Origin of the sequence: Stenotrophomonas veracruzanensis, from assembly GCF_032911525.1 — a bacterium.
Classification (GTDB): domain Bacteria; phylum Pseudomonadota; class Gammaproteobacteria; order Xanthomonadales; family Xanthomonadaceae; genus Stenotrophomonas; species Stenotrophomonas africana.
The window spans coordinates 67,030-92,247 of record NZ_JAWJTI010000008.1; the positions used below are offsets into that span (position 1 = coordinate 67,030).

At 67.6% G+C, this 25,218-nt stretch carries 13 protein-coding genes; all 13 read left to right on the plus strand.

Going from position 1 to position 25,218, the window contains the following annotated elements; all coding sequences use genetic code 11:
- Positions 1 to 16: 16 nt before the first annotated feature.
- The 13 genes from R1H25_RS08280 to R1H25_RS08340 all read left to right on the plus strand — a co-directional run bounded on the left by R1H25_RS08280 (position 17) and on the right by R1H25_RS08340 (position 25,200).
- Positions 17 to 547 (plus strand): sigma-70 family RNA polymerase sigma factor, encoded by a 531-nt coding sequence (locus R1H25_RS08280; protein WP_317223311.1) that lies wholly within the window; start codon positions 17 to 19, stop codon positions 545 to 547.
- Positions 548 to 616: 69 nt separating this feature from the next.
- Complete coding sequence (locus tag R1H25_RS08285) at positions 617 to 1,597, plus strand: DUF4880 domain-containing protein (RefSeq protein WP_107379719.1); 981 nt, start codon at positions 617 to 619, stop codon at positions 1,595 to 1,597.
- Positions 1,598 to 1,655: 58 nt separating this feature from the next.
- A complete protein-coding gene (locus R1H25_RS08290; RefSeq protein ID WP_317223312.1) occupies positions 1,656 to 2,207 on the plus strand; it encodes a hypothetical protein in 552 nt (183 codons plus the stop codon).
- A gap of 144 nt (positions 2,208 to 2,351) precedes the next feature.
- Complete coding sequence (locus tag R1H25_RS08295) at positions 2,352 to 2,912, plus strand: hypothetical protein (RefSeq protein WP_317223313.1); 561 nt, start codon at positions 2,352 to 2,354, stop codon at positions 2,910 to 2,912.
- 57 nt (positions 2,913 to 2,969) lie between these two features.
- Positions 2,970 to 3,407 carry a type II secretion system major pseudopilin GspG gene (gene gspG / locus R1H25_RS08300; RefSeq protein ID WP_317223314.1) on the plus strand — a complete coding sequence of 146 codons (438 nt, stop codon included), beginning with the start codon at positions 2,970 to 2,972 and terminating at the stop codon, positions 3,405 to 3,407.
- Between the two features lie 9 nt (positions 3,408 to 3,416).
- Positions 3,417 to 4,322, plus strand: coding sequence for a type II secretion system minor pseudopilin GspK (gspK, locus tag R1H25_RS08305; RefSeq protein ID WP_317223315.1), 906 nt, complete (start codon positions 3,417 to 3,419; stop codon positions 4,320 to 4,322).
- Entirely contained in the window at positions 4,319 to 5,482 is a 1,164-nt protein-coding gene (gene gspL, locus R1H25_RS08310) for a type II secretion system protein GspL (protein WP_317223316.1), read from the plus strand. The genes gspK and gspL overlap by 4 nt, the downstream gene beginning before the upstream one ends.
- Positions 5,479 to 6,006: a type II secretion system protein GspM gene (gene gspM / locus R1H25_RS08315; RefSeq protein WP_317223317.1), complete on the plus strand. Its 528-nt coding sequence runs from the start codon at positions 5,479 to 5,481 to the stop codon at positions 6,004 to 6,006. Before gspL ends, gspM begins: the two co-directional genes overlap by 4 nt.
- A complete protein-coding gene (gene gspD / locus R1H25_RS08320) occupies positions 6,003 to 8,384 on the plus strand; it encodes a type II secretion system secretin GspD (protein WP_317223318.1) in 2,382 nt (793 codons plus the stop codon). The genes gspM and gspD overlap by 4 nt, the downstream gene beginning before the upstream one ends.
- Positions 8,381 to 9,814 carry a type II secretion system ATPase GspE gene (gene gspE / locus R1H25_RS08325; protein WP_317223319.1) on the plus strand — a complete coding sequence of 478 codons (1,434 nt, stop codon included), beginning with the start codon at positions 8,381 to 8,383 and terminating at the stop codon, positions 9,812 to 9,814. The genes gspD and gspE overlap by 4 nt, the downstream gene beginning before the upstream one ends.
- 7 nt (positions 9,815 to 9,821) lie before the next feature.
- Positions 9,822 to 11,021, plus strand: coding sequence for a type II secretion system inner membrane protein GspF (gspF, locus tag R1H25_RS08330; RefSeq protein WP_317223320.1), 1,200 nt, complete (start codon positions 9,822 to 9,824; stop codon positions 11,019 to 11,021).
- 387 nt (positions 11,022 to 11,408) lie between these two features.
- Positions 11,409 to 12,605 (plus strand): substrate-binding domain-containing protein, encoded by a 1,197-nt coding sequence (locus R1H25_RS08335; RefSeq protein ID WP_317223321.1) that lies wholly within the window; start codon positions 11,409 to 11,411, stop codon positions 12,603 to 12,605.
- 205 nt (positions 12,606 to 12,810) lie between these two features.
- Positions 12,811 to 25,200 (plus strand): filamentous haemagglutinin family protein, encoded by a 12,390-nt coding sequence (locus R1H25_RS08340; RefSeq protein ID WP_317223322.1) that lies wholly within the window; start codon positions 12,811 to 12,813, stop codon positions 25,198 to 25,200.
- Positions 25,201 to 25,218: the final 18 nt, after the last annotated feature.

Here is a 25,218-nt window from a genome sequence, read left to right on the forward strand (position 1 = left end):
CTTCAAGGATTCGAACATGAGCAACGGTACGGCTGCGGCAGTTGACCTGATGGACCACCTTCTGGGTGCCTACGATGAGCTGAAGCGCCGGCTGGTGCGCAAGCTGGGCTCGGAAGAGTTGGCCGGCGACGCGCTGCAGGACACCTGGATGCGCCTGAGCGTGCGGCGTGACCGCCTGGACGCCGTACAGAACCCCGCGGCCTACCTGCTGCGCATGGCAATGAATACCGTGATCGACCGCCAACGTGCAGACCACCGCCTGCTGAGCCTGGAGGAGGTGGATACGCTGATGGACATGGCCGACCCTGCACCCGGCCCGGCGCAGGCGGCCGAACTGGACTTCGCGCTGGAAGACATGGTCGGCCTCCTGCAGCGCATGCCCGAGCGCCGTCGCCGCATCCTGCTGGCGATCCGCGTCGATGGCCTGCAGCAGCGGGACGTCGCCGATCACCTTGGCGTGTCGCTGCGGCTGGTGCAGCGTGAGCTGAAGGCGGCCCAGGACTATCTGGCCGAGCGCAGCGGGCAGGGGCGCCAGGTGCGGTTCTGAACGGCCGTATCCGTCTACACTTTGACGCCGAGCACAACCCCGCAGCGTGCGGGAGCGGCATGAGCCCCCATGGATCCTGACGATCGCCCGCAACGCCCCTTGGATGCCGTCGAGCGTCAGGCCCACGCGTGGGTGGTGCGGCTGACCTCGGGCGAGGCGACCGCCGCCGACGGGCGCCGGTTCCGTGATTGGTGCGAGGCTGACCCGCGTCATCGTGAAGCGTTCGGACGTGCGCGCAGGCAGTGGGAGCAGGTGCGGCTGGCCGGCGAGCAGCTGCCCGCCACCGCGCGTCAACCGGTCGCGCCGGCTCCGGCCCAGCGCTGGAGCCGACGCGCCTTTCTGGGTGCCGCGATTGCAGCCCCGGCCAGCCTGGTAGTGGTGGCGGCGATCCGCCCGCCGCTGGGGCTGTGGCCCTCGGTAACGGCGATGACAGCCGATTTCCATACCGGCACCGGTGAGCGACTGCAGATCACGCCCTCGCCGCAGCTGAAGATCGAACTGGATACGCAAAGCAGCCTGCGTCGTCGCGCGGACGCGCAGGGCGAAGGCTTCGAGCTGGTGCAGGGCCAGGCCGCGATCGAGACCCAGGCCGGCCTGCGTCTGGCGTTGTTCGCCGGCCCGGGTTGCGTGATTGCCGATGAAGGCGCAGTGCGCCTGGATGTGCGCAACACCCACGGCCAGGTTCGGGTGACCTGCCTGCATGGCAGTGCCCGTATCGAGCATGCGCAGGGCCGGCTGCAGCTGCAGGCCGGCCAGCAGACCCGGTACGACGAGCGCCTCAGCGGCGTGGTGGCCGAGGCCATGGCTTCGGACGTGAGCGCCTGGACCGAAGGCATGCTGGTGTTCCGCCGCGCACCGCTGCGCGAGGTGGTGGACGAGATCAACCGTTACCGCCGCGGCAAGGTGCTGCTGGGAGAATCGGCGTTGGCGCGTGCTCCGGTCAGCGGTCGCTTCCGCATTGATGATCCGGATGCGGCACTGGAGCAGCTGCGACTGACGATGTCGCTGGATCTGCGTCGCTTTCCGGGTGGCATTGCCGTCCTTGGATAGATGAAGACGCTGGCCGTGCGCACCGCGCAGGGCTGTTGCAAGCAAGGAGAGGCCAAGGATGCGCAACGAGACCATCGGTGTGCTGGATCTGCGACGCAATCTGTCGGCGCTGCTGGAAACCACCCAGCGTCGGCCCCTGATGGTGCACCGCTATGGCTCGCCGTGGGTGTGCGTGGTGTCCGATGCGCAGTGGCAGCAACAGGCGGTGCTGCTGGATTTCGATCCGCAGTCGCATCCGCTGGCGATGCTGCTGCGCCTGCAGCAGCAGGCGCTTCCGCTGTCTGAAGCCGGGGCGTTGTCACCCGCGGTGCTCGCGCGCGCTCTGCTGTTGACGGGGGTGCATGGCATTGACGATCTGGTGCAGCTGCACGAGCAGGTGCTGCACCATCGGCTGTGGCATTGGTTCGTGGCGGGTAGCCATGGCGTGATGGACGGCTGGCAGCTGCCCGCGTTGCGCATCGCGATGGCGTCATGGTGTGATGACGTGGACATGACCGACGCACTGGTCGCGTTCGCCGCGCGCAGCGACGTAGCGGTACTGGCACGTCGTTGTGGTGGTGAAGCACCGCGACTGGAGCGCGAAGCCTGCAGGCGAATGACGCTGCGATGACGTTGCTGATGAAGCGCCACGCAGCGCACAGAGCTGCATGCGCGCTGTCGCTTCACCTGCCGTGCTGACGTCTTCTCCAGAGTACGGCGCACCACGCGTCGCGGAACACGGGCGGCGCCGATGGCAGACAGTCGCAGGATCAGCATGCTGGAGCTGGATCGTCACCTGAGCCAGTCACTGGAGCAGGCACGACATGCGCCATTGAACGTGCAGCGCTATGGACACTCCTGGGTATGGGTACTGTCCAGTGACGCGTGGGCGGATGCGGCGCGTTGGGCGGCACTGGATGGTAGCGCGCACCCACTGATGGCGCTGCGAAGAGCCCTCGACCTGCAGCTGCGGCCCTGGCCCGAAACGGCCATGAGCCCGCTGCCGCTTGATGCAGGCGACGCGCGGCTGCTGCAGCGCGCGGCCCTGCTGCTGGTCGTGCGCGATCTGAGCAGTGCCCAGCGGGTGTACGACGACCTGCGCTATCACCAGGCCTATCGGATGTTCATCGGCCTCGATCATGGGACAGCGTGGTCGCCGATGCAGTGCGTGCGCCTGCTGCAGGCCTGCGCGCACCCGTTGCTGCGCGGCTGCATCGACGAAACGCTGGCAAGGGTGCCGCGGCACCTGTTCGAGGCGGCATGTGCACCGGCTGCACGCACGGCGCCAGCGCAGGCACACGCGCAGCGAATTGCCGGCGGATGTTTATCGTACTGACACATGCACCGCTGACCATGGTGCAGCGGTCTCTTCCAGGATGACGAGGGCGGAACAATGGCAAGGCAGGTTCGTGGTCGCAAAGCTCGGCAGCAGGGTTTCAGCCTGATCGAAATCATGGTGGTAGTGGTGATCATCGGCATCCTCGCCGCATTGATCGTGCCGCGGTTGATGGACCGTCCCGACCAGGCGCGCGTGGTGGCAGCGCGCCAGGACATTGCTGCATTGATGCAGGCGTTGAAACTGTTCAAGCTGGACAACGGTCGCTATCCCAGTGCCGAGCAGGGCCTGCAGGCGCTGGTGAAGCCGCCGCAGGGCAGCGGTGGATTGCCGGTAACGCCGTATCTGGATCGCCTGCCCAATGACCCGTGGGGCCAACCGTACCAGTATCAGATACCAGGCACCCACGGCGACATCGATGTGTTCTCGCTGGGTGCGGACAGCAAGCCCGGTGGCGACGCCGGGAACGCGGACATCGGCTCCTGGCAGCTGTGAGGCAGGCCGATGTCAGCCCGGATGCGTTCTGTTTCGAGTGTCCGTCAACGTGGCATGGCGGTGATCGTCGCCCTGCTGGTGGTGGCGCTGGTGGCGGTGATTGCCACGGCACTGCTGACCCGGCAGTCGGCACAGCTGCGTGCGCTGCGCGGCGACCAGCTGCGCGCGCAGGTACGCATGGCGGTGGACGCAACGCTGGAGCGTGCGGCGCAGCAGCTGCGTGAGGATGTAAAGGAACAGCTGACCACGGTGCGCAGCGGGCGCTGGGCGCGCCCGTTGGAACTGCAGGCACCGTTGCCGGTGCAGCTGCAGCTTGTGGATGCGCAGTCGATGTTCAACCTGCGCAACCTTCTTGCGCATGGCAGGCCGGACCCCGAGGCGCGGCGCGCGTTCATCGCGTTGTGTGCCGGGCAGGGGCTGGGTCAGGGCGCCTGCGCATCCGCCGCCGACCACATCCAGGCGCGCCTGCGCGATGGCGACATGCAGGCGCAGGCGCCGCTGCCACGCGAGTCACTGATCGAACAGGCGCTGCCCGGTGCCGATCCGGTGGCGTTGCAGGCGCTGGCGCGGCGCACCGTGGTGTTGCCGGCGCAGACCCTGGTCAATGCCAACACCAGCGACCTGAGCGTTCTGCGGGCGGTGACGCCTGCGGTCGAGCCGGCACGGCTTCAGGCGTTGCTGGGTGAGCGCGACGCTGGCCATTGGCTGCTCAATCGCGGCGACATCGCCAACCGACTCCAACTGAGCAACGAACAGATGGCCGTGCTTCCCCTGGGTATCCATAGCGAGTGGTTCCTGGCCGTCGGCCAGGTGCAGGCTGACGGCAGCGCGGTTGATTTTCGCGCGCTGCTCTGGCGCGAGTACCGCGATGATGGCGTGCGTGTGCAGCGCGTATGGACGAGGATCGGCGCATGAACGAGCAGCTTCGGGTGCGCCTGCCGGCGCTTGAACGTCTGCGCGGCGACAGTGAGCTGGACTGGGCGCAGCTGCACAAGGGCGAGGTGCTGGTTCATGGCCGCGACACGCTGGCGGCGCTGGGCCTGCGGCATCCGCAGGCTGCGGTGCATGCCTGCCTCGATCCGAACGACCTGATCCTGCTGGAACTACAGCTGCCGCCGTTGTCCGGGCGCCGCCTGCAGTCGGCGTTGCAGGGCGAGGTGGAGGCGATGCTGCTGGATGACCTGCAGGAGGTGGCGCTGGCCCATGGCACTCAGGCGGCGGACGGCACGGTTCCTGTGACCTGGTTGGGCCAGCAGGCGCTTCTGCAGGCGCAGCAGTTGCTGGCTTCGTGTGCACTGCGGCTGCAGGCACTGTATCCGACGCCGTTGCTGCTGCCCTGGCAGGACGGCCATGCCACGCTGCAGATCAGCGGCGAGCACCTGCTGGTACGCAGCGGGCGCGATCGGGGCTTCGTTCAATGGTGCGGCGGACGTGACGCCTGTGCGGTGATGCAGGCGCTGGCCGTGCGCCTGCAACAGGCCGGCGTGCAGGCCGTGCAATGGATCGACAGCGTGCCGCCGGCGTGGCCGGACAGCCTGCCGGCCACCGCCGTCACGCATGAACGGCAGGTCTGTGGCCCGCTGCCAGGCTGGTCATTGCCGCTGCCCGGCACGGGCCAGAAAACGCCGCGGCTTGCGATAGGGCTGGCACTGGCGGCAGTACTGCTGGCTGCACTCGGCCTGCAGCTGCAGGTCTCGCGTTGGCGGATCGAGGGTGAAGCGCTGCAGCAGGACATGGCACGGCAGTTCAGCGCGCGCTTCCCGGAGATCACCGATGTGGTGGACCCGGTGTTGCAGGCAAGGCGAGCACTTGCAGTGCCACCGCCGGCGCCGCCGTTGCCGCCGCTGCAGCGTCAGGTGGCCGGCACGCTGCAGGCGGTTCCGGAGCTCGCGGGACAAGTGCGCAGCCTGCATTACCAACCCGGGCAACTGGACATGGAGCTGGATGCCGACGCCCAAGCATTGGCCGATGATCCACAGCGGCTTGAGCGCTGGCAGCAGGCGCTGCAGGCGCAGGGCTTGCTGTTGGCGCGCGAAGCGGGTGGACGCCTGCGGGTGAGCGGAGCGGGACGGTGACGATCCGTACCTTGCGGCTGGGCGGGGAACTGGCGGGCCTGCAGCAGCGCTGGCAACGCCTGCCACCGCGCGACCGGCTGATGCTGTGGGTGATGGTGGTGGCGCTGCTGGCGGCGGGCCTGTGGATGTTGTGGTTGGAGCCACTGCTGAAGCAGCGCACGCACTGGCAGGCCGAGCTGCCGCGGCTGCAGGCGCAGGCGCGCGTACTGGCACCCCTGCTGCAGGCACGCGAGCGCCAGCAGCAGACACAGGGGCAGCGCCCGACGACGGCCAGGCTGCGTAACGGAATCACGTCGGCCGGCCTCGCCGACCGACTGCACATCGAAGCGCGCGGCGGGCGTTGGCACTTGCAGGTGCAGGCGGTGCCCGCTGACGCGCTGTGGAACTGGCTGCTGCCCGTGCTGGCCGATCCGGCCATCGAACTGCAGCAGCTGCAACTGACACGCACAGGGGATGCGAACATGCCGGCGGCACGGATTTCCGGAAACATCGTGATGGCGCTCAACGCGGGTGCCCATCCATGAGGGCGACGCGCAGCCTTGCCTGCAGTGCTGCATTGGCCCTGATCGTGGGCATGGCCCACGTGCCGGCATCGGTGCTGGCGCAGGACACCCGCGACGAGCCGGTGCAGTTGAACCTGGTGGATACCGATATTGGAGGCGTGCTGCGCATGGCGGCGCGCTTTACCGGGCGCCAGTTCCTGGTCGATCCGCGGGTGACCGGCAAGATGACGGTGGTTTCCGACGGCCCGGTCAGCCGGACCCAGGCCTACCAGTTGCTGCTCGGCGCACTGCGCATGCGTGGCTTCGCGGTGGTCGAGAACGGCGGCGTGAGCCGGGTGGTGCCGCAGGCCGATGCCAAGCTGTTGGGAGGGCGCGTCGGCGCTGGTGGTGCTGGCGGTGAGGTGACCACGCGCACCTTCGCGCTGCGCTACGAGAACGCGGCCGCGCTGGTGGCGGTGCTGCGGCCGATGATCAGCCCGGACAATCCGATCACCGCCAACCCGGGCAACAACACCCTGGTGATCACCGACTATGCCGACAACCTGGAGCGCATCGCGCGGGTGATCGCCAGCGTCGATACACCGGCCGGCATGGACACCGATGTGGTTAAGCTGCAGCAGGGCATTGCCGTTGACGTAGCGGCAATGGTCGCGCCGCTGCTGGACGCGCAGGGCGCCGAGCCCACCCAGAAGGTGGTGGTCATGGCCGACCCGCGCAGCAACAGCGTGCTGCTGCGTTCCAGCAGTCCCGGCCGCACCCGTCTGGCGCGGCAGCTGGTGGAGAAGCTGGACCGCGCCCAGGACGAGTCCGGCAACCTGCATGTGGTCTACCTGCGCAATGCCCAGGCCAACCAGCTGGCCGGTGTGCTGCGGGGCGTGGTGGCCGGGCAAAGCGATGCTCCCGCGATGGGCAGCAATGAAGGCATCACACCACTGCCGGGTGACGCCAACCGTTCCACGCCCGCGCAGCTTTCGCAACCGCAGCAGGCCAAGACCGGAGGCAATGCACTGGAATCGCAGCGGCTCGACCCGAGCCGCCGTGACCCGATCGATGCGGGAAGCACCGGCTTCAGCCAGAACGGCATCTCGGTGCAGGCGGACGTGGCCACCAACACGCTGCTGATCTCGGCACCGGAGCCGGTGTACCGCAACCTGCGGCGGGTGATCGACCAGCTCGACCAGCGCCGTGCACAGGTGCTGGTCGAGAGCCTGATCGTGGAGGTCAACCAGACCGATGCGGCCGAGCTGGGCGTGCAGTGGATGCTGGGCAATGGACGCACCTTTGGTGGCACCCACTTCGGTGGTGCCACCGGCGGTAGCGGGCTCAATACCGGTGCGCGCACCACGCTGGACGTGCTGCCCAGGGACGGCCTGAAGATCGGCGTGATCGACGGCACCATCAACCTGCCCGGTGTTGGCCAGATCCTCAACATGAAAGCGCTCGCCAACGCGCTGCAGAGCAAGGGCGGCGCCAACATCCTGTCGACGCCGAACCTGATGACGCTGGACAACGAGGCGGCCAGCATCATGGTCGGCCAGACCGTGCCGTTCGTCAGCGGCCGCTACGTGACCGACGGTGGCGGCGGCAGCAACAACCCGTTCCAGACCATCGTGCGCGAGGACGTCGGCCTGAAGCTGCGGGTGCGCCCGCAGATTTCCGAGGGCGGTACGGTGAAGCTGGACATCTACCAGGAAGTCAGCAGCATCGACGCGCAGAGTGCCAGCAGCACGGCCGGCATCATCACCAACAAGCGTGCGCTGGATACCAGCGTGCTGCTGGACGATGGCCAGATCATGGTGCTCGGTGGCCTGCTGGAAGACAGCGTCAGCCATGGCCGTGATGCGGTGCCGGGGCTGGGCAGGATCCCGGTGCTGGGTGCCTTGTTCCGCAGCGACACACGCAAGCGCGCCAAGACCAACCTGATGGTCTTCCTGCGCCCGCACGTGGTGCGTGACCCGGCCGCCGGCCAGCGCCTGACCCGCGACCGCTACGACTACATGCGCAACGCGCAGGCCAGCGCGCAGCCGGTCCAGAGCTGGGCATTGCCGGCGCTGTCCGCACCGCAGCTGCCGCCGCAGGACCTGTCTGTACTCGGCCAGGGCAATGCGCGCGATGGCCAGGGCCAGCCACTGCAGAACACCAGTCTGGCGGCGTTGTATGCGGCCGGAGAGGGCGATGCCCAGCTGGTGCAGTTCGCACAGGGGCTGGACCCGGCGCGTGCAAGCCAGGGCGTGGCACAGGTGCGGGCACTGGGCCTGCAGGCCTATGCCGAAGCGACGCCGGGCGAGAACGGGCAGCGCCTGCGCGTGCGATTGCCGCGCGATCCGGCGACGCTGGACCCGGCGCTGCAGCAGCTGCGCGGACTCGGCTACACGCCGGAACTGGTGATCGGGCCGTGAGTGCCGCCGCGCCGCTGCCGTACGCCTGGGTGCGCAGCCATGGCGTGATGCTGTCCGAGGCGGGCGGCGAGCCCGTGTTGCTGGGCACCGCCGACACCGCGGCGTGGGCCGTGGCCGAACTGCGCCGCCGGCATGGTCCGCTGCCGTTCCAGGCACTGGATCCGGCGACCTGGCAGCAGCGGCTGGGAGAGCAGTACCGTGACGGCGGCGATGCCGCTGCCGTGGTCGGTGCCGCTGAAAGCGAAGTCGATCTGGACCGGTTGATGCAGGACATGCCGGAGGTCACCGATCTGCTGGATGCGCAGGACGATGCACCGGTGATCCGCATGATCAATGCACTGCTGGCACAGGCTGCACGCGATGGCGCCAGCGATCTGCATATCGAGCCGTTCGAGACCCATTCGGTAGTGCGTTACCGCGTGGACGGCACGCTGCGCGACATGGTGCAGCCACGGCGCGCCTTGCATGCAGCGCTGGTGTCGCGCATCAAGATCATGGCCCACCTGGACATTGCCGAGAAGCGCCTGCCACAGGACGGGCGCATCGCGATCCGCGTGGGCGGGCGGCCGCTGGATATCCGTGTCTCCACGGTGCCGACCGGGCATGGCGAACGCGCCGTGCTGCGATTGTTGGAAAAGGACGCTGGCCGGCTGCAGCTGCAGCGCCTCGGCATGGCCGATGACACCCTGGCCACCTTCACCGGATTGATCCGGCAGCCGCATGGCATCGTGCTGGTCACCGGCCCGACCGGCAGCGGCAAGACCACCTCGCTGTACGCCGCGCTTGGCCAGCTCGACAGCACCACCAGCAACATCCTCACCGTGGAAGATCCGGTGGAGTACGACTTCGCCGGCATCGGCCAGATCCAGGTCAACGCGCGCATCGGCATGAGCTTTGGCACCGCGCTTCGCGCGATCCTGCGCCAGGACCCGGACACCATCATGATCGGTGAGATCCGCGACCTGGAAACCGCGCAGATCGCCGTGCAGTCGTCGCTGACCGGGCATGGCGTGCTGGCCTCGCTGCACACCAACGATGCGATCTCGGCGGTGACCCGCTTGGCCGATATGGGTGTGGAGCCTTTTCTGCTGGCGTCCTCGTTGCGCGGCGTGCTGGCGCAGCGTCTGGTGCGGCGGCTATGCACGCACTGCCGGCGCGCCGAGGTGGATGGCGAGGGCCGCACCGTATGGCGTGCGGGGGGCTGCGCGGCCTGCGCCCACAGCGGCTATCGCGGACGCACCGGCATCCATGAGCTGTTCGTGGTCGACGACCGCGTGCGCGCGTTGATCCATGAAGGGCGGGGTGAGCCCGCGCTGCGCGAGGCAGCACGGCGCGCGGGCATGCGGACGTTGCGGCAGGATGGCCAGCGCTGGGTCGACAGCGGGGTGACCACGCTGGAAGAGATCCTGCGCGTCACCGGCGACGATTGAGGCCTGCATGGCACTGTTCGACTACCAGGCGGCCAATGCGCAGGGCCGCATCGAGAAGGGCCAATTGGATGCCGACAGCCCGCGCGGTGCGCGCCAGTTACTGCGCGGTCGTGGGCTGACACCGGTGCAGGTGAGTGCGGCGCGCACTGCGGGCAATGGCTGGCGCGCCCGCCGGCTGTCTGCCAGCGAGCTGGCCTGGGCTACTCGGCAGCTGGCCAGTCTGCTGGCCGCCAGCCTGCCGTTGGAAAGTGCATTGAGTGCGGTGATTGAACAGGCAGAACGTCCGCACGTGGCCCAGGCACTCACCGCGGTACGCGCCGACGTGCGCGCCGGCCAGCGCCTGACCATGGCACTGGCAGCGCGCCCGCGCGATTTTCCACCGATCTATCGGGCGCTGGTGGGTGCAGGTGAAGACTCCGGCGACCTCGCACGGGTTATGGAGCGCTTGGCCGACTACATCGAAGAGCGCAATGCGCTGCAGGCCAAGGTGCTGACCGCCTTCATCTACCCGGCGGCAATCAGCCTGGTGTCGGTGGCGATCGTGATCTTTCTGCTCAGCTACGTGGTGCCGCAGGTGGTGACCGCGTTCGTGCAGGCGCGGCAGACGCTACCGATGTTGACCCAGGTGATGCTGGCCGCCAGCGCGTTCGTGCGCAGCTGGGGTATGTGGGTGGGGCTCGGCATCGCTGCGCTGGTGGTGGCCTGGCGGTTGGCGTTGCGCCGGCCGGAACTGCGCCTGCGCTGGGACGCGATGCTGCTGCGGGTGCCGATGGTCGGGCGCTTCGTGCTGGGTGTGAACAGTGCGCGCTTCGCCTCGACACTGGCGATCCTGCTGGATGCTGGCGTGCCGCTGCTGCGTGCGCTTGAAGCTGCCCGGCAGACCCTGGGCAATGCGTTGCTGGCGCGCTGTGCCGATGACGTATCTGAGCGCGTGCGCGAAGGTGCCGCGCTTGGCTCTGCGCTGAAGCTGCAGAAGGTGTATCCGCCGATCCTGGTGCATCTGGTGGCCAGTGGCGAGAAGACCGGTTCGCTGGCACCGCTGCTGGATCGCGCCGCACAGACCATCTCGCGCGAGATCGAGCGTCGCGCGATGGCACTCACCGCGCTGCTGGAACCGACCATGATCCTGGTGATGGGCGGCGTGGTACTGACGATCGTGCTGGCCGTGCTGATGCCGATCATGGAAATGAACCAGCTGGTGCAGTGATGCGCAACGCACATCACGGGCGGAGTCGACTGTCAGTCGACTAGCGCGCGGAGCGCGTGCGGCTACTGAGTGTGATAAGCAGTCGACTAACAGTCGACTCTACCCAGTCGGTTCCATCCAGTCGATTCCATCAGGTCGATTCCACCCAGTCGATTTCACCAGTCGATCGAGCGGCGTCGTTGTAATGGGGCATGGGCCGATTCTCCACACAATCCTCCACACCTTTTTTCGATCTTCCACAGGTTTCTTAAGCGGCCTGTCATCGGCGCGGACCAGCATGGACACGTCGCCGCAGAGTGGGCTGGGAGGCCCTCGGCGGCAGCAGGCGTGTAATGACCGTTCCTCCCTTGGTGTTTCCCTTCGCAGTAAACCCTTCAGGAGAAGATCATGAACAAGTACAAGACCCTGGCCGCGCTGGTTGCCACCGCGCTGCTGGCCACCGCCGGTGCCGCTTCGGCGCAGACTGCCGTCACCGGTGGCGGTGCCTCGCTGCCGGCCGACCTCTACAAGGGTTCGGCTGACAGCATCCTGCCGGCCAACTTCAGCTACGCCGTGACCGGCTCGGGTACCGGCAAGAAGGCCTTCCTGGAAAACAACTCGGCGCTGTTCTCCACCACCGGCACCGTGCACTTCGCCGGTAGCGATTCGGTGCTGAGCAGCACCGAGCTGAACACCTACAACAGCACCTACAACGTGTCCGGCGATGCAAACCGCTACGGCGCCCTGGTGCAGATCCCGTCGGTGGCCACCTCGGTCACGATTCCGTTCAACAAGGCCGGTTCGGCCGTTGACCTGTCGGTGACCCAGATCTGCGGCATCTTCTCCGGCAAGATCAACAACTGGAGCCAGCTGGCGGGCCTGGGCCGTACCGGTGCCATCCAGGTTGTCTACCGTGGCGAGAGCAGCGGCACCAGCGAACTGCTGACCCGCTTCCTGACCAGCGCCTGCCAGCCGGCTGACGTGTCGGGCACCAACCTGAAGCTGGCCAACGGCGTGCCGGCGTTCTCGGTGCAGTCGACCTTCGCCAACCTGTTCACCAGCTTGCCGTCGAACTTCGTCGCTGCCCCGGCCACCGGTGGCACCGCGCTGTACAACGCTGTCTATGCCGTTGACGGCCGTGTCGGCTACGTCGGCCCGGACGTCATCCCGAGCCTGACCGATGCCACCAAGGTCGCCAAGGTCAAGGGCTTCTCGCCGGATGAAGTGAGCGTGCAGGCCACGCTGGAAACCGCTGCGCCGCCGACCGGCACCGCTGCAGAGAATCCCGCCAACTGGGTGCCGGTGTTCGGCAACCCGAACGCGGGCTATCCGATCGCCGGCTACACCAACTTTGTGTTCGGCCAGTGCTACAAGAACGGCACTGTGGGCGCCAACGTGCGTGCCTTCCTGGCCCGTCACTACGGCAGCGTCGTGGACGCCAACGGCGTCGAGAAGGGCCCGAACGACGACGCGGTCCGCGCGCACAAGTTCATCCCGCTGACCAAGGCATGGCGTGATGCGGTCCGTACCCGCTTTGCCACCGCCAGCAACGCTGGTGCGGTGAACAATCCGAGCACCTGCTCGGGTATCGGCCGACCGCTGTAACTGCGATTGCTTTGGTAGTTGCAGGAAGCGCACAAGGCGCCGGCAGCAATGCCGGCGCCTTGTGCGTATGTCCGCTGCATGACAGTGATGCGCCTGTCGCCTTCACGCCACCACCACCGTCTATGAGGTGCAGGGCGTGCCTCGAGCAGGTCCATCCGTACACACGCCGCCGACGACGCGGCCCATCAGGTTGACGAGGTCCCCGATGTCGCACCCGCATTCGCCCACCGCCCGTTTCCCCGCTGCCCTGTGGCGCAGCCACCCGATGGCCTGGGCCGTCGCAGTGGCCCTGGGCAGCGTGGTGGCTCCGGCCACTCAGGCCCAACAGGCATTCAGCCCCGGCTGGTTCGCCGAGCGCGGTGCGGCGCAGGGCGCGGCGGCACAGAGCGGGCGCATGCCCAATGGCGTGCCGATCCAGTTCCAGCTGCCCGCGCAGCAGCAGGATGCGGCACGGCAGAAGCTGCAGCAGTCGATCGACAACCTTGGTACGGCCGCGCAGGCCATCGCCCTGCAGCAGCGCCTGCAGGAGCAGGCACGGCAGGCGCGCCGCGAGGCGGGTTTCGTAGTGGCCGATGGCCTGGGCAAGGATGGCCTGAAGGTTGACGAGAATCCGCTGACCCGCGGCTGGATCAACGCCCGCGAGGCGATCCAGTCGCAGGCGGCCGACGGGCGGGTGCTGGTCAACGTTGAGCAGACCGCCGACCAGGCGATCCTGAACTGGGAAACCTTCAACATAGGTGGCAACACCACGCTGAATTTCCTGCAGAACGCCGATTGGGCCGTGTTGAACCGGGTCAATGATCCCGCCGCACGGCCCAGCCAGATTCTTGGCCAGCTGAAGGCCAATGGCACGGTGTTCGTGGCCAACCGCAACGGTGTGGTGTTCGGCAACAACAGCCAGGTCAATGTCCGCAATCTGGTGGCAGCGGCCGCGCGCATCAGCGATGCGCAGTTCCGTGAGCATGGCCTGTACAGTGCCGACGCGAACACCTCGGCTCTGACCGACGCCGTGGGCAAGGTCATGGTCGAGCGCGGCGCACGCATCACCACGCACGAACCGACCACGGCCACCCGCGGCGGTGGCTATGTACTGCTGGCCGGCCACAGTGTGGAGAACGCCGGACACATCGAGACGCGCAAAGGCCAGAGCCAGCTTGCCGCCGGCGACAGTTTCGTGATCCGCCGTGGCGTGGGCACGGCGCAGAACACTGCATCGACCACCCGTGGCAACGAGATCGCACCGCGCTTCGTCGCTGACAGCACGGCGGGCGGCGTTCGCAACAGTGGCCTGATCCAGGCGCGCGAAGGTGACCTCACCCTGGCTGGACGCCGGGTAGAACAGGCTGGCGTTGCAGTTGCGTCCACCACGCTGAATCAGCGCGGTACGGTGCACCTGTTGAACTCGGCGTCCGATGCGGCGGGCAGTGTGACCCTGGCCTCCGGCTCGACCACTGCAGTACTGCTGGAAGACGATGGCAAGAGCGCGGCGCTGGACAGCCAGCGCGACGTCCTCATCAGGGAATCCACCGAGCAGGACAAGCTGCGCGGTTCCAGCAACAGTGGCACCTTCGACAATCTTTCGCGCCTGGAGGACCGCCGCGAGCAATCGCGCATCGAAGTCGTCTCCGGCGGCGATGTGAACTTCCAGGCCGGCTCGCTGGCGGTGGCCACCGGCGGCCAGGTGATCGCCGACGCCGGCCGGCGCAGCTATCTGGATGATGGCGCACGCGTGGACGTCTCCGGTGCGGTGGGCGTGCAGGTGGCGATGGAAAGCAACAACGTCAAGGTGAAGGTGCAGGGCAATGAGTTGCGCGACTCGCCGGACAACCGTGACAGCGGCAAGCTGATCAGCAGCGAGGTGTGGATCGACCGCCGCCAGTTGACCGAAGTCGCCGCCGGTACCGGCGGCTATGAAGGTACGCGCTGGTATGCCGGCGGCGGCCTGCTGGAAGTGGGGGGCTACCTGGACAATCAGGGGCATTCGATCAGCGAATGGGCAGCGCAGGGCGGCACCGTCCAGCTGGCAGGCAAGGAAGTCGTCAGCCACGCCGGTTCGCGCATCAATCTGGCCGGTGGCAGCCTGGATGTGCAGTCCGGCGTGGTGCAGCAGAGCTGGCTGCGTGGCCGCGACGGGCAGTTGTACCGGCTTGATGATGCACCGGCCGAGATGCTGTACGACGGTCTGTACCAGGGCTATGAAGTGAAGCAGGAACGGTGGGGGGTGACCGAATCGTTCCGCAATCCGCTGGTGGCACCCATCCAGCGGTTCGACAATGGCTATACCGTGGGACGCGATGCTGGCCGTCTGCTGATCTCGGCGCCCACGGCTGTCCTGCAGGGCCAGGTGGATACCGTGGCCTTTCAGGGCCTGCAGCAGACGCGCCGCCCCGACCAGGGGCAGGACGGGTACGCGCAGGCACAGACGGCGGCGGCCCGCAACGCACAGCTCTGGCTGGGGCGTTTCGACAACAACGGCCGAAGTGCAGTGTTCGATTCGCAGATCCGCATCGGAGCGCTGCAGGCCGACTCCCGGTCATGGACGTTGCAGGCTCCGATCGGGGAAACACAGCGCAATACCGTGTGGTTGGACAGTGAGGTCCTGAGCGCCCAGCGTTGGGGGCGGGTGGACCTCGCTTCGGCGGGCCGTATCGACCTGGATGGCACGCTCAGGTTGCAGGAGGGCGGCCGGCTTGGGCTCACTGCAAGCCGCGTCAGCTTCGGTGGAACGGTGCAGATTGCCGGCGGGCAGGTGGAGGCCGGCAACCTGCTTCCGGCGCTCGGCGGGCCCACGGCCCTGCTGAGGTCAGGACGCGGCGCGGTGGATGTTGCGGCGGGCGCACGGATCGATCTTGGCGGCAGTTGGAGCAACGCGCTTGCTGCGCCGGATGGCGACACCGCGCAGGCGTGGATCGACGGTGGACAGATGCGCTTCAACAGCAGCCACGACATCCGTGTGGGTGAAGGGGCAGCGATTCTTGTCGATGCCGGCGGGGCGATCGATGCCAGTGGCAAAGGGCGCGTAGGCAAGGGCGGCAGTGTCAGCCTGCTCGCGGCCAGCACCGAGGTTGCCACCGACGGCAGCGGGCGGATCCGTATCGGCGATGGCGCACGCTTCAGCGCGCTCGGCAATGGCAGCGGCAACTTCACGTTGGCAACTGGCGGTGCGGTGTCCATCGGCGCGCCTGGCACGGATGCATCGGCGGCGTCGTTGCGATTGCAGTCAGCACTGTTCAGGAGTGGCTTCGCCGGCTATGACATCGCTGGTCACAACGGTTTGATGGTTGAAGAAGGTACCCAGCTGCAGGTGGAACGACCGGCGCTGCGCCTAGCCGAGGGCGCACAGCAGGCACTGGCCCGCGAGCAGGGCGTTCAGGCCTGGACGCCGTCGCTGTATGAGGAGGATCCGGCCAGCGGGCGTGTATCGCAGCGCGGCGGCGCGAGCCTGGCACTGCGCGCAGGGCATCTGCTGTCCACGGCCGATCTGCGCGTTGGCAAGGGTGCAAGGATCGAGGTCGACGCCGGCCAGTCGATCGAACTGTTCAGCGCCGGCAACCTGGACGTGGCTGGCAGTCTGAAGGCGGCCGGCGGCCGCATCCGCCTGGACGAGGCATTCGACCCGACCGGTGTGCGCGGCGATGCACGCCGCGAGCGCCAGTGGACAATCGCTGATGGCGCACTGCTTGACGTGAGTGGCGATAGCATTTCCCTGCCCGACGCGCGCCGGACATTGCGCGGACAGGTGCGCAAGGGTGGAACGATCGAGATCGGGGGGGCGCTGGACTGGGAAGACCAGGACAACGTACGCCACCTGCCGCCCGATACCTTCGTGGTGGTGGAGCGCGGTGCGCGGCTGGACGCGTCCGGTGCTTCGGCGCTGCTGGACATTGATGGCAGCGGACGCACCCGGGTGGACAGCGACGGCGGCAGCATCGTACTGCGCGCGGGCAATGCGCTGTACCTGCACGGCGAACTGGACGCAGCAGCGGGCGGCGACGGCGCGCGCGGCGGCACCTTGGGGGTTGCCTTCGGTGGTGGCACCTACGGCAGAACGGCAGACGGCAAGGAGGTGCTGGCACCGCGGGTGATCTCGTTGACCCAGCACGCCGCGCAGACGGCGGACCTGCCTGCACGCCTTGAGTACGGCCATGCGGCACTGTCGGTGGGGCAGATCGAGGCCGGTGGTTTCGATCATCTTGCCCTGTTCGGCGACATCCGCGCCCAGGGAGATATCAATCTGCGCATGGACCAGAGCCTGCGCATCCAGGGCTTGAATGAGCGTTACCTCGGCCTCGTCCCGGGCAACAGCGAGGGCGGCCGCCTGCAACTGGACGCGCCGTATGTGCGCCTTGCGCAGGGGCGCTGGTGGCAGCCGGCCGGGGAAGGCACGTTGCGCCCACTGGAGGCAGCGTTCGACAGCGGCCGGCAGCATCGCCTGGACGTGAGCGCCGATCTGATCGACCTGCGAGACGTCACCTGGCTGGCGGGATTTGACCAGGTCGCGCTGCGCAGCCGCGGTGACATCCGCATGCTGGCCCCGGTCGCCAGCAGTTCACTCGTCTCCACGCTGGCAAGCCCGGGTTCGATCGATATCAGCGCCGCACGTATGTATCCGGCGGCCCGGGCCAAGGGACGCATCGTGGCGGGCGTCCCCGACATCGGTCCTTCAGGCCTGTCCTGGCATAACCCCGACGCCGTACTGCGCATCCATGGCATTGCAGGCGGCGCGCAACCGGCACCGGACTCTGCGTTCGGAAGCCTGGAGCTGGTGGCGGCGACGGTGGTGCAGGGCGGCAATGTGCAGGCGCCGTGGGGCCATGTACAGCTGGGTGGCAGGGAATTCAACGCCGATGCGGCCAGCCGCGTCGACCTGCTTGCGGGCAGCGTGACGTCGGTGAGCGGTGCCGGCCTGCAGCTGCCGTTTGGCGGTACCGTGGATGGTGTGGGCTGGCGCCGTAACGGTGCCGACTTCGATGTGCTGGGCCCCGGCTCGACCAACATCCCGATCGGTATCGACATCGTCGCCAACGCTTTCAATGGCGTGGCGGGCAGCGTGCTGGACGTCTCCGGCGGAGGCGAGCTGTCCGGTGCCGCATTCGTGGCGGGGCGCGGCGGCTCGGTGGACATCCTGAGGCACGCGCTGGCGGATGCGAACCCGCGCTACCGCTTCAGCGGCGGTGACAATGCGGTCTACGCGATCATGCCGGGACGCTCGGGCACGCAGGCGCCGCAGGCGGTCGCTGACGGCAGCGCCGATCCGCGCATCGGCCAGCAGATTGTCATTCCTGCCGGGGTTCCCGGCCTCCCGGCCGGAACCTACACGCTGCTGCCGGCCAGCTACGCACTGCAGAAGGGCGCATTCCGCGTCGAAGTCGGCGCCGAAAGCGCCGTCGGCAGCCGCCAGGCAGTGGCGACCGGCACGGGTTCCTGGCGCGTCAGTGGACACCAGGCGCAGAGCCTGGGCGGTGGAGTCTCATCGCTGCTCACCGATCTGGTGCTGACGCCGGCGGATGTGGTGCGCCGCCATGCCAGCTACAACGAGACCTCCTACAGCGCTTTCGTACAGGGCGTGGCTGAGCGGCGTGGTGAAGCGCTGCGCTGGCGGCCAACCGACGCCGGCAACCTCAACCTGGTGTTGGGCGATGGCGCCGGACGTTCGAGCGCGCCAGCCGCGATCTTCCAGGGCGTGTCACGCTTCAACGCCGGCAGCAATGACGGACGCGGGGGCACGCTTTCAGTCAATCTGCTCGCCTCCAATGAGGCAACGCTGGAGATTGCCACCCAGGGCGGTAGTGCCGGCAGCGGCAGCGGCGCCACCCTCTTCGATTCGGCGCTCAATGCGTTCCGCCCGGAAACGATGCTGATCGGCGGCGTGCTGCGACCTGACGCGACGACCTATTCGTTGGAGGGCAGCGCGCAGCACATCGTGGTGCGCAACGGCGTCAACCTGACGGCGCAGGAAGTGCTGCTGTCGGCTGCGTTCGGGGGCAAGGGGATCCTGGTCGAGCAGGGCGCTTCGATCGATACCTTGGCCGAGGCCGATCCCTCGCACGTGGCGCAGCCCACGGCGCCCTACCTGGTGTCGGGCGGCCTGCTTGCCGTGTCCAACCAGCGCTTGACGGCGCTCAGTGCGCAGGGCGGCAGTGCCGGCGGTCCGGTGGCGATCGACATCGGCGGATGCGTGGTGGACTGCAATGGCCAGACCCGGTTGCTGTCGGCAGGCAGCATCAACGTGGTCACCGACGGCGCTCTGAGCATTGGCGACGCGGTGAGCTACGGCACGCGCCAGCTCGGCCTGGGCATGTCGGCGCTCAATCTCGGCAGCGCCGAAGCCATTGCGGCGGCAGCGGCAGCCGGCGGCCTGCCGGCGGGCATGACCATGAACCAGGAGGTCCTGCAGCGATTGCTGCGTGGAAACACCGCCACCGGCGCGCCGGCGCTGGAGGCGCTGAGCCTGACCGCGCGCGATGCCATCAATGTGTTCGGCAGCGTGGACCTGGATACGCGTGACAGTGCGACCGGCCGCAGCAGTCTACGCAGTCTGGTGCTGGGTGCCCCTGCCATTCATGGTTACGGCACTGCGACCGACCGCGCCCGCATCTTCGCCGATACGCTGATCTGGGACGGTACGCTGGCCGGCACCACGTTGCCCGGCGGTGAGCAGACCCAGCCGGCCGGCGAGGCGATGGTGGGTCGGCTTGGCCAAGGGCAGCTGGAAATCAATACGCGGGTGCTGGAATTGGGGCGTGCGCCCTTCACCCGGCCCAGTTCGTCGGTGGCCGCGGATCGCCAGTTGCTTGGCTTCGCCGGCGTTACCCTGGCAGCGTCGGATCGCATGTTGTTCTCCGGCAAGGGCAGCCTGGATGTCTTCCAGCGCCAGGGCGACTACGTGGCAGGCAGCGGCTGGCAGTTCAGCGGCGGCGCGCTGGATATCGTCACCCCGCTGCTTACGGGTAACGCGGGTGCGCAGCTGGCCATCCGCAATGGCGGAACGGTGCAGCTGCGTGGCGCCGCGGCGACTGCGGGCAGCGATGCGTTGGGTGCGGAGTTGTCCATCACGGCCGAGCGCGTTGTGATCGACAGCCGGGTGGCGCTGGCGTCCGGCCGCTTCGAAGCCAACGCCCGTCAGGACGTCGCGCTTGGCAGCAATGCGGTGCTGGATATGGCCGGCCGCAAGGTCAGCCTGTTCGACGTAGACAAGTACAGCTGGGGCGGTGACGTGGCGCTGTCGAGCCGCGAAGGTGACATCGTTGCCGATGCGGCGTCGCGCATCGATCTTTCCGCCCGCAACAACCGCGGCGGCCGCTTGACGGTCTCTGCGCAGGGCCCGCAGGGCGGGAGTGTGGATCTGGCAGGTACGTTGCTTGGCGGTGCCAGCGGCCGCTACGACGCCGGTGGCACCGTGGTGCCCTATGACGGTGGCGAAGTGGTGGTGCGCGCAGGTCAGCTGCAGGACTTCTCCGGGCTCAATACACGGCTTACCGCCGGTGGCATTACCGGTGGCCGGACCTTCCAGTTGAGCGAAGGCGACCTGGTGATCGGCGATGAAGTCAAGGCACGCAACGTTGATATCAGCGTCGATGGCGGCAGCCTGCTCGTCAATGGCCGCATTGATGCCAGTGGCGAACAGGTCGGCAGCATCCGCCTGTCCGCCCGCGATCTGTTGCGTATCGATGGCACATTGGACGCGCATGGCAGCGCCTTGCGCGTCGACAGTTACAGCAAGATCATCGACAGCCCGAACCGGGCGATGATCGAACTGACCTCGGCCAGTGGCAGCCTGCAGCTGGGCGCGACCTCATCGATGGACCTGCGCGCCGGCACCTCGGTGGCCACGGGTAGCAGCCCTGGCCAGAACGATGGCCGCGCACGCGGCAGCGTCAAGCTCAACGTGCCACGCGTGGGCAGCAACGACGCTGCGATTGACGTGGCCAGCGGACTCCGCATCGCCGGTGCCGGCGATCTCCAGGTCAACGCCTTCCGCAGCTATGATTCGGCGCCGCTGGCCAGCGCTCCGGACGTGCATGGCCATCGTCCGCAGGTGATCAACCAACATTGGCTGGACACGGTGGTGGACCCGGACAACAGCCAGTGGATGAACGCCGCGCTGACCAATGCGGGCTTGCAGCAACGCACTGCCGCATTGGGCAGCTTCCGCCTGCGCCCCGGCGTGCAGATCGTGGCGCGGACCAGCAGTGACAACCCGCGTGGCGATCTGGTCGTGGCCGGCGATATCGATCTGTCCGGCTACCGCTACGGACCGCAGTCGAACCGGACCGATCCAGCGCGCCGTGGCTTCGGTGAATCGGCAGCGCTGGTGCTGCGTGCCGAGGGCGATATCAACGTCTACGGCAGCATCAACGATGGATTCGCGCCGCCGCCTGCCAACCCGGATGAAGATGGCTGGGTGCTGCTGGAAGGGCGGAGCGCGGGCTCGCCGAACACCGCATTTGGTGGCGATCTGATCGTGCCTGGCGAGGGCGTCAAGCTCCAGATCGGCACTGAGTTCCGCGCCGGCGTGACACTGAATTACGCTCTGCCGTTCCAGGCGCTGACCTTGCCTTCCGGTACGGTGCTGCCGGTGGCCATGACGCTGTCGGCAGAGCTCACGCTGCCCGCCGGCAGTGTGCTCGGGGCGGCGGTGACCACCGATGGCGGCCAGGTGCTGGCAGCAGGCACCGTGCTGGCCCAGGCGCTCACCCTGCAGGCAGGCGCACGGCTGGGCGCCGGCTTCCGGCTGCGCAATCCGGCACCGGTGGCGGCCCAGGTATGGCCTGCCGGCGTGGCGTTGCCGATGGTGATGCGGCTCTCCGGCGCGTTGGATCTGCACGCCGGTGCCATCATCCCCTCGATGACCAAGGTGGAACTGGCCGGCGACGCTCCGGTGAAGCTGCGGGTGGCCGACGCCAGCGGCCGACAGGGGCGCAATTGGGCGTTGGCCCCAATGTTGCCCGAAGGGACCACGTCATGGGACCTAACTGCGGTGGCCGGTGCAGATACGGCGTCTGCCGATCCGCGCACGCGCCGCTTGGGCAGTGACGGCAGCATCGTGCTCGCCGACAGCCACTACAGCACCATCGGTACGGTGACCACCACGACGGAATGGAAAGGCGATCGTGTTGTCAACCTGGAAGGTTCGCTGTTCTGGTGGGGGGACGACAGTCTGGTCGGCAAGTCGCCCCGGGAGGCGGCTGAAATGCTGGGTGTCGCCGAAGGCGATATCTGCGAACTGGGGCCGTTCTGCGGAGCGGCGCCGCGTCTGGTGGACAAGGAAGGTTCGCTGATGTGGTGGGGGGACGAGTCCTGGGTCGGCAGGCCTGCATCGGAACTTGGCGCCGAGATGGGCATGTCGGAGGAAGATATCTGTGCAGTCACCGGCTACTGCTACGGCGGCGGTACGCTTACCGAAGTCACCACCTACGGCAAGCGCCTGGGCTCGCCGGCCTGGAGCGTGTTGCGTACCGGCAAGGGAGATCTGGCGCTGCTGGCGGCGCAGGACGTGCGCATGAAGTCCGGCTTCGGTGTCTACACTGCGGGTACGCCAACCCACTTGGGGGATGGCAACGATTCGCGCTTCAACGCGCCGCGTGCGCCGAAGCCGGAAAACAACGCGGTGCTCGGTTCGACCCAGGTCTCCGGGGCCTATGACGCGGCCCTCGCCGGCTACCAGGCGTGGTATCCGGACCAGGGTGGCAATCTGCGCATTGAGGCGGGGCGCGACATCATCGGCGATACATGGAGCTTCCGCGCGGAAGCGGGCACGGTCCAGCGCGACCAGGCTGGCCACTCAAGCGCGGCGGTGGGCAACTGGTTGTGGCGGCAGGGATCGGGCACCACCAGCGGTGTAGTGCAGACGCCGACCAGCTGGTGGATCAACTTCGGAACCTACAGCACGGTACGGCCCGAACTGGATGCAACCCCCCGCCTGGTTGGCTTCACCGGGTTCGGAACGCTGGGTGGCGGCAATCTGAGCCTGGACGCAGGCCGTCATATGGGCATGCTGGACAGCATGGGCAACGCGCTGGGCTACGAGACCTCGCCTCATTCGAGTGCGCTTACGGTTGCGGTCGGGTCGACTGGGCGCGTGGTCGATGGCCAGTTGCATGTCACCGGCGGCGGTGACCTGGGCCTTCGCAGCGGTGGTGCTCTGAACCCGGGCCTGCGTGCCAGCGATCGCGGTGGCACATCGGTTCAGCAGGACCTGGACGTCAATGGCGTGGTGACCAACGTTCGTGGCAATACCCGCATCGACGCTGCGCGCATCGGCGGCCTCAGTGCGATCCAGGCCAGCTATGGGCAGCTGGGCCTGAAGGATCCGCTGGTGGCGGACAGCCCGGTTGCGATGGCCGGACCGGTACTGGTGCTTGGCGATTCAACCGCGCAGTTGCAGGCACGCGGCGATGTGGTGCTGGGTAGTGCCGCCGATCCAGGCCGGGTTCCCGTGGCCAATTTCAACCATATCGTTCTGGATGACGGCAGCCGCGCGTCTGGTACAAGCTGGTTCTCGCTGTGGACGCCGCGCACCGCGCTGGATCTGTTCTCCGCTGGTGGGAATCTGTCGCCGGGCCTGGTAGGCACGCAACATGTGAGCGGCAGCAACCAGGCCAGGGAAGTGATCTCGACCAACGCCAGCAATGGCGACGTCTATCTCAACTACTGGTTGTATCCCTCCCGGTTCTCGGCCATTGCAGCCTCCGGCAACATTAATCTTGCCAATCTGCGCAGCGGCAGTGTGCCAGACGCACAGGACGTGATCCTGCTGGCGCCCTCGGCGACCGGTCGGCTGGAAGTAGTGGCGGGAGGGTCGATCCTGGCCGCCAACCGGGCCACTCAGATCGTGCGCTCCAGCAGTGATGTCCGCGTGCCCGGCCCGTTCGATCCCGGCTTCATCGCACAGGGTCCCGGAAACGCGGGAACCGTGCGCAGCAATGTACCCGCCGATGGGAACAGCGCCAGCCCTGACACCGTGCTGCCGTATTTCGCGTTCGGTCCCAATACAGCACTTGGCGCGCTGTTGCCGGCCACCCCGACCGCGACAAGCCGGTTCTATGCCGTAGCCGGCGATATCATCGGGCTGGGCAGCGGCGGCAGGCGGCAGCTCGTGCGCAATGGCCAGAATGACGGGCGTACCGTGTTTGACTGGTATGAGGCGGGTTCGGCGGTACGGCTGCGCGCCGGCCGCGATGTAATCAACGCGGATGTCACCGCGCTCAACACCAGCGGTACAGATATCAGCGGGATCGAGGCGGGACGGGACATCATCCGCAGCAACCTGACGGTTGCCGGGCCCGGCAACGTCGAAGTGAGTGCGGGCCGGCAGCTGCGCCAGGAAGAGGCCGGAAGCATCGTCAGCCTGGGTGGCATCGTGCAGGGCGATACGCGCCCGGGCGCAAGCATCGCCTTGACAGCGGGCAACCAGGGCGTTGATTTCGATGCACTGCGCACGCGCTACCTGGATCTGGCCAACCTCGCCGATTCCTCGCAGTCGCTGGCTTCGCAGCCGGGCAAGGTGGTGAAGATCTACGACAAGGAGTTGAGACAGTGGCTGCAACAGCGCTTCGGTCTGGCCGTCGACGGCGCCGAGGCCCTGGCGGCCTTCGACCGGTTGCCGAAGGAGCAACAGCACATCTTCCTGCGCCAGGTCTACTACGCCGAACTGCGTGAAGGTGGACGCGAGTACACCGATGCCGAAGGCCCGCGGTCGGGTTCCTACCTGCGCGGCCGCGAGGCCATCGGCACGCTGATTCCGGACAAGGATGCAGCGGGTGCGACGATCCAACGCACTGGCGATATCCTGATGTATGGCGGCTCCGGCGTGCGTACCGAAGCCGGCGGCAACATCGAGCTGATGGCACCGGGCGGACAGATCGTGGTGGGTGTGCAGGGCGTGGTGCCGCCGGCCAGTGCCGGACTGGTGACCCAGGGGCAGGGCGACATCCGGCTGTTCAGCCAGGACAGCGTGCTGCTGGGCCTGTCGCGGGTGATGACGACGTTCGGCGGTGACATCCTGGCCTGGTCGGAGCAGGGTGACATCAATGCTGGACGCGGTTCGCAGACTACGCTGCTGTACACGCCACCGCGCCGCGTCTATGACGGCTGGGGCAATGTGATCCTGTCGCCGCAGGCTCCGGCCAGTGGCGCAGGCATCGCGACGTTGAACCCCATTGCCGAAGTGCCGCCGGGCGACGTCGACCTGATCGCGCCGCTGGGCACCATCGACGCGGGCGAAGCGGGTATCCGTGTCTCCGGTAACATCAACCTGGCGGCGTTGCAGGTACTCAATGCAGCCAACATCCAGGTGCAGGGTGAGAGCAAGGGCCTGCCGGTGCTGGCCACGGTGAACGTGAATGCGCTGGCGTCGGCCAGTGCGGCAGCGAACAGCGCCAGCCAGGCGGCACAGGACGTGATGCGCAAGAGCCAGGACGACGCACGGCGCAACCAGCCGTCGGTGATCAGCGTGCAGATTCTCGGCTTCGGCAGCGGCACCAGCAGCATCAACCCGCCGGCGCGTGGCAACACTGCCAACAGCGGTTATGACGCCAACAGTGCCTTCCAGTTCCCGCAGGCAAGTCGCGACGAGGGCACGCAGCGCCGCTAGGCATCACGCGATCCCGGG

Excerpts from the sequence above, each read along its gene's own strand:
- R1H25_RS08280 (WP_317223311.1), top strand. The coding sequence starts at position 17 with ATGAGCAACGGTACGGCTGCGGCAGTTGACCTGATGGACCACCTTCTG.
- R1H25_RS08285 (WP_107379719.1), top strand. The coding sequence starts at position 617 with ATGGATCCTGACGATCGCCCGCAACGCCCCTTGGATGCCGTCGAGCGT.
- R1H25_RS08290 (WP_317223312.1), top strand. The coding sequence starts at position 1,656 with ATGCGCAACGAGACCATCGGTGTGCTGGATCTGCGACGCAATCTGTCG.
- R1H25_RS08295 (WP_317223313.1), top strand. The coding sequence starts at position 2,352 with ATGCTGGAGCTGGATCGTCACCTGAGCCAGTCACTGGAGCAGGCACGA.
- gspG (WP_317223314.1), top strand. The coding sequence starts at position 2,970 with ATGGCAAGGCAGGTTCGTGGTCGCAAAGCTCGGCAGCAGGGTTTCAGC.
- gspK (WP_317223315.1), top strand. The coding sequence starts at position 3,417 with ATGTCAGCCCGGATGCGTTCTGTTTCGAGTGTCCGTCAACGTGGCATG.
- gspL (WP_317223316.1), top strand. The coding sequence starts at position 4,319 with ATGAACGAGCAGCTTCGGGTGCGCCTGCCGGCGCTTGAACGTCTGCGC.
- gspD (WP_317223318.1), top strand. The coding sequence starts at position 6,003 with ATGAGGGCGACGCGCAGCCTTGCCTGCAGTGCTGCATTGGCCCTGATC.
- gspF (WP_317223320.1), top strand. The coding sequence starts at position 9,822 with ATGGCACTGTTCGACTACCAGGCGGCCAATGCGCAGGGCCGCATCGAG.
- R1H25_RS08335 (WP_317223321.1), top strand. The coding sequence starts at position 11,409 with ATGAACAAGTACAAGACCCTGGCCGCGCTGGTTGCCACCGCGCTGCTG.
- R1H25_RS08340 (WP_317223322.1), top strand. The coding sequence starts at position 12,811 with ATGTCGCACCCGCATTCGCCCACCGCCCGTTTCCCCGCTGCCCTGTGG.